Consider the following 16,240-nt stretch of genomic DNA (forward strand, 5'->3'; position numbering starts at 1 on the left):
TTCCGCTGAATATTTTCTACACAATCACATAAAGACCTACTTAAAACAACGATGCTGAACCAGCCTATCATGGTCAGTCTTTTCTTATAGACATTGCTTCCACCAGAACCCTTATCGCCTTCTTATAGTGATCTTCCATTTCTGTCCCTGATTTTGCATTTGGTGTTTTTTTCTCTGTGCATTACCTGTCTCGGGTTAAGAAGTATGAAAACTCTCCTATGATTCTCATATCTTTGACAAGACGAGCGGATATGGAAAACGTGTGGATGTGGACGGGCGTTCTAGCAGGGAGTACTTTTACGAAATCGGGGCAGGAACCCTTATCGGATTAAAATTGTGAGAGATCAACAGGCCTTGCTTCAAGCGAATCATTAGTAAATAAGGTATTTTTCAAATAAAGATCCTCCAGCATTTCCGGAGCACACAATACAATCAATTGGACATCCTGATCTGTCCTGCTTAACTCAAATAAAAGTACCTGCTCATGATAACTCACTTTCAAATAACTTGGAAACTCCAAACCCTCTTTATATAAAAATACCTTCTCATAATCGGCATAGGCCTGGACTGTTTCTTCAAGCGTGCTTCTTCTGGCGATTCCCTCATTGGTTCTGGTCGTCTCATAATTTCCGCTCCTGCCCCAGGAGACAACCTTGACAACCCCATCCCTAGCGACAAACCTTATTGGCGGTGAATCGTAAATTGTATATCCTGAATTTCGATCAGACGGCTCCCCCATCCAGTCGATAATCAATTGCTCGGGGTCTCCTATTTGTCTCGTCCTGCTGAATTCCGCCAGTTTTCTTATTTCAAGATCAGGATCATATTCTCCTTCTGCTTCTGCATCCTTTTGAACGGGTTCTTTTTCCGGTTCCACGGTTTCCTCTTCAATATGATCTTCTTTTTCATTAGATTCTTGAGAACTTCCCACCATCACCTCTTCATTGTCGCTTTCTTCTGTTAGAAGCGTTTCATCCACCTCTTGATCGTTTTTTTCTTTCACAACAGGACGCTCGAACTTTTCGGAATCCACCAATAGATCTTCCAAAGTCATATCAAGTAAAGCAAAATATGTATCTTTCTTAAACATCCCCATTTGACTTATTTCATCTTCCTCTGCTTCAAAGGTGAGGAAATAAGACTTGTCGTATAAGTAGTAGGTGTCTGCCAATTGCAAAATGGAGTAATCAGGATATACTTCCAAAAGCTTGTTAATAGAATCACCGATCTTAATACCCGACGTCGTCTCTGTGTCATCCGTACTTCCAACAAAGCCCGTTATTCCACCCTCAACTAAGAGAAAATAAAGGGATTCTTCATAAATCATTTCTTCTGCAGCTTCAGACTGAAGGTCTTCCAACGGACTACTAGAGGTGGGCTCTCCTAATTGGTCGACCAATTTTTCTTTTGAGTCTGCAATGGTCACCCCTGATAAGGTAAGTTCGTATTTCAAATCTGATTCTTCCTGTTTTTCTTTCATCTCATTTTCTTCTGTTTCCACCTGTTCCGACTCTTCCTTATTAATTGTTTTCGATTCGGTTTCTTGAATGCAGGCAGTTAACAGAAATAGAAAGATTAGTCCAAATAAAAGTTTCTTCATATGTCACCTCAGTTTAGTATTTTCCCTATGACTTTTCTCCTATTCTTATCGGTCTGTGCAGACTATTTCTTTAGTCTTTAATTATAGAAAAACCTTAAGCGCATGTGCCTAATGAAAGGGAGCTGTTCTAAATTAAAATTACATCCTTTTCTTTGTACTGTAAGCAACGGTGGTAAAATCCCTAATAACAACGGTTCCAAATTCCCCAATAATAACAGATAATCATTTCTATACTAGATAAAGATATGGAGTGTAGAAGTGATGATCAAGATTGGGGAATTCATAATGATTAGAGAATTATTTCAAAAAGGGTGGTCAATCACAGCTATCTCTAACGAGACTGGCTTTGACCCAAAAACTATTAGGAAGTACATAAAATCTGAAGAATTACCAAAGATGAAGAAAGTACCTAGAAAAGGTAGTAAGCTAGATCCCTTCAAAGGTTACTTAGAGAAACGCATGAAGGAGGGCACCACTAACTGCACCGTATTATTAGAAGAGATTACATCTATGGGGTACGATGGCAAAATGACAATCCTCCGGGATTTCATTCGACCATACAGGGTGCGACCAAAAAAGCAAGCTACTATCAGATACGAGACTCCTCCTGGGAAACAAGCTCAGATGGATTGGGGACACATTGGTAAATTCGAAGTTGATGGTGAAATAAAGGATATTTATGCTTTTGTGATTTTACTAAGTTATTCGAGGCTTAAATATGTAGAGTTTACAGACAGCATGGATTTAGAAACGTTAATGAAGTGCCATATGAATGCCTTTGCTTATTTCAATGGAGTTCCTGAGCAAATTTTATATGACAATATGAAAACTGCTGTTATCAGGCATAGCCCAATCGAAATCAGATTCAATCGGAAGTTCGAAGAATTTTTAGCTTACTATGGAATTGTTCCAAAGGCATGTAAACCACACCGACCACAAACAAAGGGAAAGGTAGAAAATGTTGTTGGATACTTAAAGAAGAACTTTCTGCAGCGCAAGCATGAACCTACGTTAAAAGCATTAAATGAAAATGTAAGAGTGTGGTTAGATCAAGTAGCAAACCGTAAGGTTCATCAGACAACGCTTGAATCACCTCATACTCGTTTCCAGCATGAACAAAAGCATTTAATGACTTCAAATACGAAACCATTATTCCCTATTCATCATTGGGAAATTAGAAAAGTGAGTAAGGATTGCTTTATTTCTTATCTCGGTAAGAGGTATTCAGTACCCTTTCGGTACGTTGGACAAGAATTGAAGATAAAAGAAACATTAGATCATCATTTAGAAATTTATGACCATTATGAATGTGTAGCTAAACACCCTATTATGACTGGAAAGGTAAGAGATCATATAAATCTTGAACATTATAAAGGACTGCAACCGACTACTGATGGTTTGCCGACCCACAGCCGTTTACAGTCCCCTGATATTGAAGTAGAACAACGTTCCCTTCAAATTTATGAGCAACTAGAAGGATGTGATCAATCATGACCACAGACCTTTTAGTTGAACGCTTAGAAGAAATCGGTTGGCATTACACCGCCGATCAAATAGATGGTCTGCTTGAAGACGCATCTAAAAATAATGTACCATATTCGGACTTCTTAATCACGCTATTATCCCAGGAAATTGAACAAAAGGAAAAAGCAGCTTTAGATAAGCGTCTAAAGAAAGCGAAGCTTCCTTACATCAAGAGTATTCATGACTTCGACTTCAGTTTTCAACCTAGTATTGACGAACGAAGAGTGAAAGAAGTCTTATCGGGTAGATACATCCATAATGGAGATAACATCCTACTTCTAGGACCACCTGGAGTAGGGAAAACACATTTAGCCATTTCCATGGCTTTTGAAGCTATCACGAATGGACACCAAGCACTTTTTATCACAGCCAATGATTTTATAGCTGAGTGTCAAAAGGCAGAGAAACAAGGGTTAATCCAACGGATTATTAAAAGATATAGTCGACCAGAATTACTAATTATTGATGAATTAGGTTACTTCAGTTTCGATGAGCTAAGCGCGCACACACTTTTCCAAATCATATCAAGAAGATACGAACATGGAGCGATGATTATCACTTCAAATAAATCGTACGTTGAATGGGGTAAGATCTTTGGAGATGAAGTTTTAGCAACGGCCATACTGGATCGTCTAATCCATCATTCCACGACCTTTAATATTAAAGGAGACTCTTATCGTCTGAGGGAAAAGAAAAAGGCTGGCATACAGCCAGCCAAAATCCACTGATAATAGGGAATTTGTATCCGTTGAAAACAGGGAATTTTAAACCGTTGTTGACAGAACATCTTCATCATCAGGAAAACCATCGACCAGAGTGTGGTAAGGTTCAGTGGCTGTAATCATCTGGGTCCCTTCGATGTTGAGAATATGGATTACTTACTCACCCCCAATAAAAAGAGCCATCTCATTGGTGACTCAATTGACGGCATCCATTAATTTAGGAACACCCTAGGAACCTCTATGCGAGGTTCCTAAGGTGTTTTGTTTGAGTAGATCTTCTAATTTTTCTTATTCTTACTTTTTCACCAACAAAATAAAGTATAAGGAACGGAATGATAAAACCTTTTATGAATTGACTTGATAAATTGGTTAAATCCGCTCTTATGCAATAAATTAGTACTGGAATAAAAACAGCATATGCTAGTATCCAAAAATCACTTTTACTAAACTTCACTTTTAAGTATAGAAATTTACAAAAAAACCCGAGTAATAGGAAAAACGCGCAAACACCTATTGTTCCAAAGTTAACAAATGCTTCACCAACTAGAGTAAAACCACGACCGCCTCCTTGACTTACAACCCCAGGGAAAAAAGTTCGGTTGAACCACCCCACTGCGGAGTCAGGACGATCAGGCCAAAGCGCAGAAGGTATAGCATTTGCAAGGGTAGCCAAATAAGTAGAACCATACAGAAAATCTACATTATTAGGTATATTTTCCACTACCACAAACATATTTCTTGCGGCTGATTGAAACTCTCCACTTAAAGATGTGTACCATTCCAGTTTAACAGTTTTGAAAAAATGGGGGATCATGTTATAAATAGGGACACCTTTTAAGTAATTCAAGGTTTGGAATGCAAAATATCCAAATAACCCAATCGCAAAGAAAGGTGCAGATTTTATTCTCTTGACTTTATAATGACGAACAATCAATAAAGAAAATAAAAGTATAGAAATTTCTCCTCTCTCCCCAATAAGCATGGATAGAGAAAAGTAAATTAACAAAAAGATAAAAAACCCCTTCATTTTTCTCTTACCGATATTAACTTGGTAAAGATAAAAGCTTAATAAGCTGACATTCAAAAACTTAAAACCGAACAATAAAGACGAAACCCAACCCATGTCGCCCTTTGATTGGGATATCTGCATTTTCGAAAGACCACTAAAAGCCCCAACAGCAGTAAAGTACACCGCTAACATAGCAATACCGCCAGTTATTAAAAGAGTTATAGTTTTTAAATGACTTTTATTTAGTTGCATTTCATTCGATTCACTTTTTTTGCCTACCCTGTTATACCAAAACCCCATATAGAAGAACAATAATGCAAGGGTCTCTAAAATTAAGGTGCTTATCACACTATCCGTTGGATAGTACGATAGATTCATTAATACTCTGATTGGTTCTGTTAAAGAGTAAACAGTAAATCCACACACAAACAAAAAATCGATAGATAAAGGGTCAAACTGTTTACTTATTCCTTTGAAAATCTGTGGAATAATAGCCACACTCAAGAACATGGATATCCAAAAAAGTATTGGATTAAATGTAATCCTCCCACCAATTAATACAGATAATATACCTATGAAAATTCCAATTAAAGAAATAGGCAAGATATATTTAATACTAAATTTTAATTCACCATCCATTTACAACTCCCTCTCCAGCGAAGCTTAAACCTTAAACATTACACAAAAAGATTGTGGTGGGTTCAATAAAATTAAAAGTTAATACAGGTGTATTCTCACCAGTTTTACTGATAGTTGATTTAATATTCATAAGTCTATTTTCACTACTTTTTAAATCCTATTTATCTTGGTGATTTAAAATGATTTTTAGATATTGATTAGAGATTCTGTTTAAATCAAAGTGCTTAACTCTTTCACTAGATAAAACTGAATAATCAATCAACTTTTTATGACTTTTATAAAAATCAATTATTTCTTTAGCCATACCCTTTGGATCTTCTTTATTTATTAGAACACCATATTTACCATGTTCTAATATTTCCAAAGGACCTTCTGATTTAGTACTTAAAATAGGTAGGCTTACTGACATGGCCTCTAATATTACGTTACCGAATGCTTCATTTTTAGATGAAAGTACAAATAGGTCACTCTGACTCAATATTATAGAAGGATTTTCCACCCACCCATGAAACCTAACCTTATCTTCTATACCCATAAGTTTAGCTTGTTCCTTTAAAGAATACTCTAAGGGGCCTTCACCAACTATATTTAGGGTAATGTTTTGTGTATTTTCATTGACAACTTTAAAAGCTTTTATCAAATTTTCATGATCTTTTATAGAAACTAATCTTCCAACTGTAACTATAGAAAAATTCTCTTTTGGGGAAAGTTTATATTCATTGATACTTTCTTCAATTTTTATGGGGTTGTATATAACTTCAATTTTACTTTCGTCTATACCTAAACTTACTAAACTTTGCTTTACACCATTGGAAATTGCAATTATCTTATCAGAATTTACATAAGATTTCTTTATTAACTTCATCATTATCTTATCTTTAAGACTATTACTAGAATACGTGGCTGTAGTTATTGTCCTTTCAGATAGGATTATCCTATGCTTTTTACGTAAAAAAGTAAATGCATTAATAATGTTTGCTCTATTGAGAAAACTGACAACTGCAAATGGCCTTTCTTGTATGATGACTTTTAACAATTCCAAAATTTGTAATGGGAGATTCAGAATTTTTCCTGCTCCCCTATTAAAAACTCCCGTATGGAAACTTTTAATTTTAATCTTGGAATTAAAGTCATAAGCAAAAGTTTTCTTTTCTAAAGTATAAATTATAATCTCAATATTTTTTTCATCTAAAAATTTATGAGCTAAAATGTTTAATACTCTTTCTGCTCCCCCTCCCTCTAATGAGTTGATTAAGAATAAGATTTTTTTCATTATTAATACACCCTATACATGAAGGTTATTTTAATTCCTTAATATACACTTTTGATAGAGACTCAAGTGTGTTTTTTTGTGCAATTTTTAGTCCTTCAGTAGAAACTTCATATAATAATTGAGGATTATTTTGAATTCTCAATATCGTATTGCATATCTCATCTGCTGACTTTGGACTTATTAGAAAACCATTTACTCCATGCGTAATTACCCCAGGAATACCGCCAACATTTGTAGCAATGACAGGCGTTCCTTGAGACATTGATTCTAGTAAAACTTTTGGCGTACCTTCTGAAAGAGAAGGGAGAATAAATATATCACTGTCTCTATATAAGTGATATAATTCTTCTCTATTATTTACAGGACCTAACAAATTAATATAATCCTCTAAACCTATTTTTTTTATATAAGCATCCAAACGTTTAGAATAGCTACCTCCACCAACAATACTTAACTTCACATGAAGCCCATTTTCTATTAATAATTTTATAGAATCTATGAGATAGTCCAATCCCTTTTCTTTTGAAATTCTCCCCACATACAAAAGTTTTATTTTTGTAGAGATATTTATTTCCTTTGGTAATTTAACAACTTCATCGTCTTTAAGTGTTGTACTAATTATTTTAGTTGCATTATATTTTTTAAACTTTTGATAAAGAGCATTTCCCGTTACAAAAGATTTGGAGTTCTTCACCATATAGCTATCCATCATCTCCCAAATCTTCAAAAAAGGCGACGAAGCTATTCTTAGTATTTTACTATTTATGTAAAGTAGGTTCCCGTTGAAGGTTTCCCCCCCACATAAACAATATGTTTTTTCCCCTTTAATATACCACTTATCTTTAAAGAATAATAAGATATTAAGCTTAAGTAACTTGGAATTCTAAATTGTATACATTCCCATTCTTTAGAATAAGTAATAATCTTTTTAACAATTCCCCCCAAATAAACAGCCTTTATGAATCTACCATTAATAAATGGAACTTCATCGAATTGGATCTTACTATTAAAAAATTCCCCTTTATTATCATTGGAAACATACTCTATTGGTGCACATACTCTCACTTCTTCAAATTCAGATAAAAAACCTTCAACCGCTCGTACAAACCCGCCACTTGTGAAGTATTCGCCTTTATCATTTTTTTTTATATGCTTATGACTAATTATAGTAATTTTCAATTTGTTAATCCTCCGACATCTAAGTTTAAATATTCCCATGGAAGCTTATTTATTCCATCTTAATTATTAGATAAGCTGTTACAAACAATCTCGATATAAAAATGGTGAAAGAAGAAATAATAAGAACATAGGCCGCTCCTTTTATACCAAATGTTGGTATAATAAACCAGCTTGAAACAAGAGTTACACTTATCCATAAAAAACTCATGTACAACTGGAGTCTAAACTTCCTAAAGCCCATTATACAAGTACCTAAGAAAGTGCCCATATAATTAAATAAAGCTGCAACCATTACTAATAAAAACAGCCAATTATATTCAGCATACGCTTTAGAATAAAATAGTGTGAGTAACATTTCTCCTAAAAATAGAGATATTGCACACCCTATTACACCAATAAACATTCCTACTAACTCTAATTTTAGTAGGAATGTGAATAAAGAGGACTTATTATTGGCGTTAATTAATCTAGTTATTCGAGGTAAAACCGTTTGTCCTAATGCGCTTACTAATGTATTTCCGACCATTATGAAATAAGTGATGGAAGCAAAATAGCCCAATTCTTCAGCTCCAAAGTATCCTTCTAAAAAATATCGAGGTATATTGGTATTAAATGAACTTAGAGACTGAGCTAACCCTAAGGGGATAGCAGGTAACACAATTTTAATAACTATACTTTTATTAAAACTAAATTTCCACTTGGATAAGGAAGAAACCGTTTTAAGATCCAAAAAAATAAATATCAAAAACCAAGTTACTGTTACAGAAATTAATGAGATTATTAAACTATCAGAAATATACATAAATATCGAAAATATTAGCAAAGCTAATATCCCTCGGATGACTTTAGAGATCGCTATTAAATCCATTCTCTCTTTTTGCTGCATTAATCCATGGGTAATATCGCTACATGCTTCAATGGATTTCATAAACCCAACAATTAACAAAACCATGAAAGTCGTACCTTGGTCATAGCCCAACATTATAGCTACAAAAAATATAATAAGGAATGTCATTAAACTTGTGATAATTCTAACCGCCAAGTAATCTCCAAATTGATATTCATTATTTAAATCAGTAGTGAGTACTGACCTTAATTGTAAATTGAATAATATTTGAATGGGTGCTGATATAGCAAGACCTAATGTGAAAAGACCTACAAATTCAGCTGACCCTAATTTGGCCATTACTATTAAAAGTCCCCATTGAGTTGCTGAATATATTGCATTACCAATAAATCCCCATTGGAAATTCTTTTTAAGAGAAAGTTTTCTGTTAATTATCATAATTTTTCAAACCTTACTTATAAGGTCCAATGAGTAATTGAATGAGGGTTCCTTCCTTTATCTAAGCTGCTTTTTAGATCAACTACTATCCCTTTATTATGTTTTAGTAATCTTTCAAATTGACCCCATCCTTTATTAAAGTATTCAGTATGAGGTACTGCCAAAATTACAGCATCAGCGGGCTTTAGATTAGAATAAGGTATAAGATCAATATTAAATTCCTCTTGAGCTTCCTTGTTACTAGCATGTACATCGGACACTTGTAATTCTACTCCAAACTCTTCTAATTCATTAATCATATCAATCACTTTGGAATTTCTAAGGTCCGGAACATTCTCTTTAAATGTTAAACCTAGAACTGTTACCTTTGCCCCTTGAATTGGCATATTCTTATTTATCATTTCTTTAATGAGTGAGGTAGCTACAAACTTGCCCATATTATCGTTAATCCTTCTTCCAGCCAAAATTACTTCTGGATGATAGCCTACTGAATTCGCCTTATAAGTTAAATAATACGGATCGACCCCTATACAGTGCCCACCAACTAATCCCGGTGAGAATGGCAAGAAATTCCATTTAGTCCCTGCAGCTTTTAAAACCTCATCTGTATCTATATCAAGCTTGTCAAAAATAACAGCAAGCTCATTCATTAAAGCAATATTTAAGTCACGTTGTGTATTTTCAATAACTTTAGCAGCTTCCGCCACTTTAATTGAAGAAGCTCGGTAAACTCCAGCCTCTACTACTGAACCATAGACTTCTTCTATAATATCTGTAACTTCTTCATTTTCACCTGAGATGACCTTTGTAATCTTAGTGAAGGTATGCTCCCTATCTCCTGGATTGATACGTTCAGGTGAATATCCCACATGGAAATCTTCACCTTGTTTCATTCTAGAGAACTTTTCGAGGGTTGGAACACATATTTCTTCAGTCACACCCGGATAGACTGTAGATTCATATACAACTACTGTTCCTTTTTGCATATTTGTTGCAATTGTTTCTGTCGCTTTAATCATCGGTGTTAATTCAGGTTGTTTATTTTCATTAATTGGTGTTGGGACAGCCACAATAATAAAATCAACTTGATTGAGAGATTTAGGGTCTGTCGTGAAATCAATATCAGCTTCTTTTAGATCGTTCTCTTCTACTTCATCTGTAAAGTCGATTCCGTCTCTTAAAGTATGTATTCTATGTTCACTAACATCAAAGCCTACTACTTTATGAGTCTTCCCGAACGCAACCGCTACTGGTAATCCTACGTATCCTAAACCTACTACTGCAATTTTTCGATTCATCATTTAATCCTCCAAACAAATATTCTTATTTTACTTTGTAATAACTAAGATACCAATCCACAAAATTATTGACACCGTCTTGGATGGATGTCTCAGGTCGGAAGTTCACCTTCTCGAATAGATCCTCTACATCGGCATAGGTTTGAGGTACATCTCCGGCTTGTAGTGGAAGGTAATTCTTCCTGGCTTCCATTCCTAGCTTATTTTCGATTGCATATATGAAGTCCATTAGTTTCACAGGATTATTGTTTCCGATATTATATACTTCATATGGAGCATAACTCGTACCAGGGTCTGGTTTTTGACCATCCCAGCTTGTGTTTGGCTTAGCTTCCTGTTTAGTGAGTCTAAAAATGCTTTCAACAATATCATCTACATAAGTGAAATCACGCATCATATTTCCATTATTGAAGACATTTATTGGTTCATTATTAATAATTGCTTTGGTAAACAAGAATAAAGCCATATCTGGTCTTCCCCAAGGACCATAAACAGTAAAGAACCTTAAGCCTGTAGTAGGTAAGTTGTACAAATGACTGTATGTATGAGCCATTAATTCATTTGCTTTTTTAGTAGCTGCATATAAACTGATTGGGTGATCAACATTATCATGCACTGAGAAAGGAAGTTTTGTATTGGCCCCATAAACCGAACTAGATGATGCATATATAAGGTGATCAACACCATTATGTCTACAACCCTCTAAGATATTTGTGAAGCCGACAATATTTGCATCGATGTAAGCATGTGGATTTTCCAAACTATACCGTACCCCTGCTTGAGCGGCTAAGTTTATAACTATATTCGGTTTCACATCATTGAAAATAGATTCCACTCTATTCCGGTCTTCTAAATTGACTTTGTAAAAGGTGAATTGGTCTTTATCTTGTATTTGACTTAATCGGTCTTCTTTAAGTGTTACTTCGTAGTACTCATTTAGATTGTCGATACCTATTACTTGAAAGCCTTCTTTTAACAATCTCATAGAGACATGAAAACCAATAAAGCCTGCAGCTCCTGATACTAATACTTTTTTCATAAATGATTTCCTTCCTGGCTTAAACTAAGCACATTTCCTTTAATATTTTTCCATTCACTTTTGCTACATCAAACTTTTCTTCACAAATTTTATGACTAGCATTTGCCATTCTTTTAGTTTCCGTTTCATTATCTAAAATTCTCATCATAGCTTTAGCTAGTTGGTCATGATTTTTTGCTGGGATTAACAAACCATTTTCTCCATGTACTACCGTTTCTCTGCACCCCGGAACGTCAGTAGTAATGATCGGCCTACCTGTAGCCATAGCTTCGAGTACACTCTTAGGAGTACCTTCGTGATACGAAGGTAAGACATATGTATAGCATTCTTTTAAGAAAGGAGCTACATCGTTTGTTTTCCCTAAATAATCAACTATTCCAGCCTTTTCATAATCCTCAATAACTTCAGGGCTAATGGCTGTTGGATTCGTATCAAAATAACCTAATAATTGAAATTTCACATCTGGATACCTAGCTTTAACTATTTTTGCAGCTTCTAAGTATTCTAATATCCCCTTGTCCTTTATAATTCTCGCTATTAGTAAAAATTTTTTCTTTTGGGGTAAAGGAAACTTCGGGAATTTTTCTAAATTAACACCAGACCCATTTACTTTAACAACTTTACTTCGATTAACCAAGTTTGCGTCTATGCAAACTTGAACATCATCTTCATTTTGAAAGAATACACTATCACAAAAATTGAAAGCAATTTTATACTGTAGGCGAAGAATTTTTCCCACAATATTTACTTTTTCACTACGCATAACAGAGCCTAAGCCGCCCATCATTGCATAAATTCCTTTAACACCAGTGAGTTTCGCAGCTACACTCCCATAAATAACAGTTTTGGCCTGATAGGAGAAAATTTTATCTGGCTTTTCTAGCTTAATCACTTTTATGATAGATGCTAACCCTTTAATATCTGTGATTGGATTAGTACCGGTTCTTTCTAAGCCTCTAATTGACCTGTAACTTATACCCTTTTTAGAAAATTCCCCTTTCCACTCTTCTTCACTCTCTGGAGCAACTGCCACTACCTCATGGCCAGCTTCCTTCATTGAATTCATCATATCTTCACGAAAATAAAAAAGTGTGGGGGCATAACTTGATAACACCATTACCTTCATATAATTGTCCTACCTTTTAAACTTTCATTTTTTTGTATTGTTCTACTTCAGTGGATATGCCGTTACTAAAAGACATAGGATTATAGCCGAAATCGGCAGAAGCCTTTTCATGGGAGTACGATCGATTTTCTCCCATTCTTAATATCTTTTCAACTACATTTAGTTTCCCAGCTGTGAACAGTTTTAAAAATTTAGCTAAATATAATGATACTTTCATCGGAACTGGAACAAAGAGGGTTTTTGTTTTTAATTCCACAGCAATTTTATTTAGAGAATCCTTTAGAGAAATGGGTGCTTCTCCTGTCAAGTCATACTCTTTATTAGCGGTAATAGTAAGATTTTGCATAACCTGATAATAGGCCCTTCCTAAATCTCTTGCATTGACTGGCTGGATAAGAGCTTTTCCATTATTAATCAAAGGGAATACTGGGAATCTATCTATCCATCTAATAAAGCTACTCATGTTATGGTCACAAAGATCTCCATAAATCATAGAGGGTCTAAGTATGGTCACAGCAACTTTGCTGTTTTTTGAGATTTCTTTTACTTTTTGCTCAATCTCAATATACTCTTCCGAAGCCATCTTATAATTTGAATAAATGCCAGTAGTATGGATTAGTATGACATTCTCAACACCATTTGCTTTAGCAGCCTTCAACATATCTACCGAGTGATGAATGTTATAAATATGCACAATAGTTTTTACATCTTCTGTACACTTTTTAATAAATTCTTTATCGTTCAGATCACCGGTAACCGTTTCTATATCTAGCCCGGAGTCCTTTAATTTTTTCAGGTTACTTCCAGGTCTTACAGTACACCTGATTTTCCCTCCGTAGTTATTACTAATTAATTCATCTAAGAAATACCTTCCACTATGACCCGTAATACCTGTAACTAAAAGCAACTTCACCGCTCCTAAAGTGTTTATTTTTTTCCCTCTTTAACCCCATTGCTCGTTATTACACTAGTAATCGTTTTTAAGAATATTTTCAAATCGAATCCGAGTGATATGCTTTTTACATAGTCCCCGTCTAGCATAGATTTCTTTTCAATTGGTAGTTCGTCTCTACCATTGATTTGCGCCCAACCTGTAAGGCCAGGATAAATATCATTTGCCCCATACTTGTCCCTTTCATTAATTAAGTCAGTCTGATTCCAAAGGGCAGGTCGAGGACCAATAATACTCATTTCGCCTTTTATTATATTTAGCAACTGTGGTAACTCATCCAAACTTGTCTTCCTTAAGAAACTACCTACCTTAGTAATATATGTTTCAGGATCTTCTAACAAGTGTGTGGGCGTATCTTTGGGTGTATCAATTCTCATAGTCCTAAACTTATAAATATTGAAGTATTGTTTGTTTATTCCAACCCTCTTTTGTTTAAACAAGATAGGCCCTTTTGAGTCTAGCTTTATCCACAAGCATACTAGTAGAAAAAGGGGAGATATTAAAATAAGTATAATACTTGCCACTGTAATATCCGCAACCTTCTTAAAGTTAAAGTACATCATTCCATCTCCTATATAATTTCTAACATAATCGAAAGGTACATTACTTACATACAAAATGAAGCCGAAACTGACTTCATTATGAATCTAATGGTGATTAAAGAACTTCTTCAAGAAATTTTTGATGTGGCAATTTATTATTAGCTAAATCAATGGCATACTCCTTCAAGTCTTCAACGTTAGACTCCGCATAATGCTCTACTAAATATTCCACTAACTCATAATCAAACTCCACCGTCTTCCCAATAAAAATCTTCGGAAACACCGGCTTCTTATTCACTTCCTTATCACTCAGAAGCTCCTCATACATCTTCTCCCCAGGACGAATCCCATTAAACTGAATCGGAATCTGCTCTTCTGTAAAACCAGACAGATGAATCAAGTTCTTCGCAAGATCAACAATCTTCACCGGTTCACCCATATCAAGCACAAACACTTCTCCACCACGAGCAAGAGCCCCGGCTTGTAAGACCAATCTCGAAGCTTCCGGAATCGTCATAAAATAACGCGTCATATCCGGGTGAGTAACTGTAACCGGCCCACCTGCAGCAATCTGCTTCTTAAATAGTGGAATAACACTACCACGGCTTCCAAGTACGTTACCGAACCGGACAGCCACAAACTTTGTCTGGCTTTGTCGCCCAAGGTTTTGCACGATCATTTCTGCAATACGTTTTGTAGACCCCATCACGTTAGGCGGGTTGACCGCTTTGTCCGTAGAAACGAGCACAAAGGCTTTCACCCCTGCATGGTGTGCAGCTTCGGCAACGTTTTTCGTACCGATGACATTGTTCTTAACTGCTTCTTTCGGGTTCGCTTCCATTAATGGCACGTGTTTGTGAGCAGCTGCGTGATAAATGTAGGATGGAGCATAATCCTGTACAACTTGGAAAATGCGCTCTCTGTCCTGAACATCGGCAATAACAGTCACAAGTTCTGCATCGATGTTGTATTGTTTTAATTCCATATGAATCGTATAAATGCTGTTTTCACCGTGCCCCAGTAAAATGAGTCGCTCCGGACCGAACTTGACGAGCTGCCGGCAGATTTCTGAACCGATGCTTCCACCCGCGCCTGTAACCATGACCGTACGTCCTTTGACTTCGGATTCGATGGAATCGATGTCAAGTTCGACTGGCTCACGGCCGAGAAGGTCTTCAATCTGTACGTCTCTAATTTGGTTCACTGACACATTACCCAAGGCGATATCCTCAATCATGGGCAGTGTCTGGACATTTTTAACAGATTTTTTTGATATTTGTATGAGTTTTTTTATCGTTTCCTGCTTAACAGATGGCATCGCCATGACGATATGATTGATATAGTGCTTATTAGCTAGATGTTCAATTTCATCTGTTCTTCCAAGGACAGGAAGTCCTGCAATCGTCAGATGGTGCATGGTTGCATCATCATCGACAAAACCAATCACTTCCCCCTTGAATTCTTGGGAGCTATTCATTTGCCGGGCCAGCATTCTTCCTGCAGCCCCTGCTCCTACAATTAGAGTGCGTTGGTGGTCAGGGTCTAAGTTGACGATTTTAGCTTTTCTTAATTTAGGGGTCAGTGTTATTCCATAAGTTTTATAATATTGCCAGGCGAAACGAACTCCACCGATGAGTAAAATATGTAGCATCCATGTAATCGTTAAGGCACGTTCATATACGTTTCCAAACGCTAACCATTGGACAAGTACGGCCGATAGAATCGATAGCGTGACCACACCGATAATACCAATTAATTCTTCTGTGCTGGCATAACGCCACTTTTTCTTATACATACCTGTAATACTGGAAATAAAATGATGGCTGATTAATAAGGTGGCTGATAGAACAATCATGACTTGATCGAAAACAGCAACGTAAGGGTTTAAAAAGAAGTGGGACATATAGACGGAGAAAAATACGATAAAGGAATCGATTAAGATTAATAATAGGAGTCTTCTTTTATAAGCCGTGGTCAACAGGAACCCTCCTTTTTCACACGTAATATCTTTCGTTGTTTCAAAGCGTTACCTATTTCTCTTTCTATTAGAGA

At 35.7% G+C, this 16,240-nt stretch carries 14 protein-coding genes; 2 read left to right on the forward strand and 12 right to left on the reverse strand.

What is annotated here, in order from left to right:
* Window positions 1-328: 328 nt before the first annotated feature.
* The gene (locus ACXADE_RS16885; RefSeq protein WP_474981588.1) at window positions 329-1,600 is read right to left on the reverse strand and encodes a hypothetical protein; all 1,272 of its coding nucleotides are present in this window, start codon (window positions 1,598-1,600) and stop codon (window positions 329-331) included.
* A 261-nt stretch (window positions 1,601-1,861) separates the two neighbouring features.
* Here ACXADE_RS16885 and istA point away from each other — a divergent pair, with 261 nt between their 5' ends.
* Window positions 1,862-3,094: an IS21 family transposase gene (gene istA, locus ACXADE_RS16890; RefSeq protein WP_474982188.1), complete on the forward strand. Its 1,233-nt coding sequence runs from the start codon at window positions 1,862-1,864 to the stop codon at window positions 3,092-3,094.
* Entirely contained in the window at window positions 3,091-3,852 is a 762-nt protein-coding gene (istB, locus tag ACXADE_RS16895) for an IS21-like element helper ATPase IstB (protein WP_474979087.1), read from the forward strand. Before istA ends, istB begins: the two co-directional genes overlap by 4 nt.
* A gap of 232 nt (window positions 3,853-4,084) precedes the next feature.
* Here the strand turns inward: istB and ACXADE_RS16900 are convergent, their stop codons facing one another.
* The 11 genes from ACXADE_RS16900 to ACXADE_RS16950 form a co-directional block, all read right to left on the reverse strand.
* Window positions 4,085-5,494 carry an O-antigen polymerase gene (locus tag ACXADE_RS16900; protein WP_474981589.1) on the reverse strand — a complete coding sequence of 470 codons (1,410 nt, stop codon included), beginning with the start codon at window positions 5,492-5,494 and terminating at the stop codon, window positions 4,085-4,087.
* Window positions 5,495-5,651: 157 nt separating this feature from the next.
* Entirely contained in the window at window positions 5,652-6,767 is a 1,116-nt protein-coding gene (locus ACXADE_RS16905) for a glycosyltransferase (RefSeq protein ID WP_474981590.1), read from the reverse strand.
* A 25-nt stretch (window positions 6,768-6,792) separates the two neighbouring features.
* Window positions 6,793-7,461: a glycosyltransferase gene (locus tag ACXADE_RS16910; protein WP_474981591.1), complete on the reverse strand. Its 669-nt coding sequence runs from the start codon at window positions 7,459-7,461 to the stop codon at window positions 6,793-6,795.
* Window positions 7,462-7,529: 68 nt separating this feature from the next.
* Window positions 7,530-7,946, reverse strand: coding sequence for a hypothetical protein (locus ACXADE_RS16915; protein WP_474981592.1), 417 nt, complete (start codon window positions 7,944-7,946; stop codon window positions 7,530-7,532).
* Between the two features lie 49 nt (window positions 7,947-7,995).
* The gene (locus ACXADE_RS16920; protein ID WP_474981593.1) at window positions 7,996-9,231 is read right to left on the reverse strand and encodes an oligosaccharide flippase family protein; all 1,236 of its coding nucleotides are present in this window, start codon (window positions 9,229-9,231) and stop codon (window positions 7,996-7,998) included.
* 17 nt (window positions 9,232-9,248) lie between these two features.
* Window positions 9,249-10,529, reverse strand: a complete 1,281-nt coding sequence (locus tag ACXADE_RS16925) for a nucleotide sugar dehydrogenase (RefSeq protein WP_474981594.1) — start codon at window positions 10,527-10,529, stop codon at window positions 9,249-9,251.
* 25 nt (window positions 10,530-10,554) lie between these two features.
* Window positions 10,555-11,568 carry an NAD-dependent epimerase gene (locus ACXADE_RS16930; RefSeq protein ID WP_474981595.1) on the reverse strand — a complete coding sequence of 338 codons (1,014 nt, stop codon included), beginning with the start codon at window positions 11,566-11,568 and terminating at the stop codon, window positions 10,555-10,557.
* A 19-nt stretch (window positions 11,569-11,587) separates the two neighbouring features.
* Window positions 11,588-12,694, reverse strand: coding sequence for a glycosyltransferase family 4 protein (locus ACXADE_RS16935; protein ID WP_474981596.1), 1,107 nt, complete (start codon window positions 12,692-12,694; stop codon window positions 11,588-11,590).
* Window positions 12,695-12,710: 16 nt separating this feature from the next.
* The gene (locus ACXADE_RS16940; protein WP_474981597.1) at window positions 12,711-13,601 is read right to left on the reverse strand and encodes an SDR family oxidoreductase; all 891 of its coding nucleotides are present in this window, start codon (window positions 13,599-13,601) and stop codon (window positions 12,711-12,713) included.
* Window positions 13,602-13,621: 20 nt separating this feature from the next.
* On the reverse strand, window positions 13,622-14,206 hold the full coding sequence (locus ACXADE_RS16945; RefSeq protein ID WP_474981598.1) for a sugar transferase: 585 nt from the start codon (window positions 14,204-14,206) through the stop codon (window positions 13,622-13,624).
* A gap of 97 nt (window positions 14,207-14,303) precedes the next feature.
* Window positions 14,304-16,166: a polysaccharide biosynthesis protein gene (locus ACXADE_RS16950; RefSeq protein WP_474981599.1), complete on the reverse strand. Its 1,863-nt coding sequence runs from the start codon at window positions 16,164-16,166 to the stop codon at window positions 14,304-14,306.
* Window positions 16,167-16,240: the final 74 nt, after the last annotated feature.

Source organism: Halobacillus sp. ABR2_026 (genome assembly GCF_056158545.1).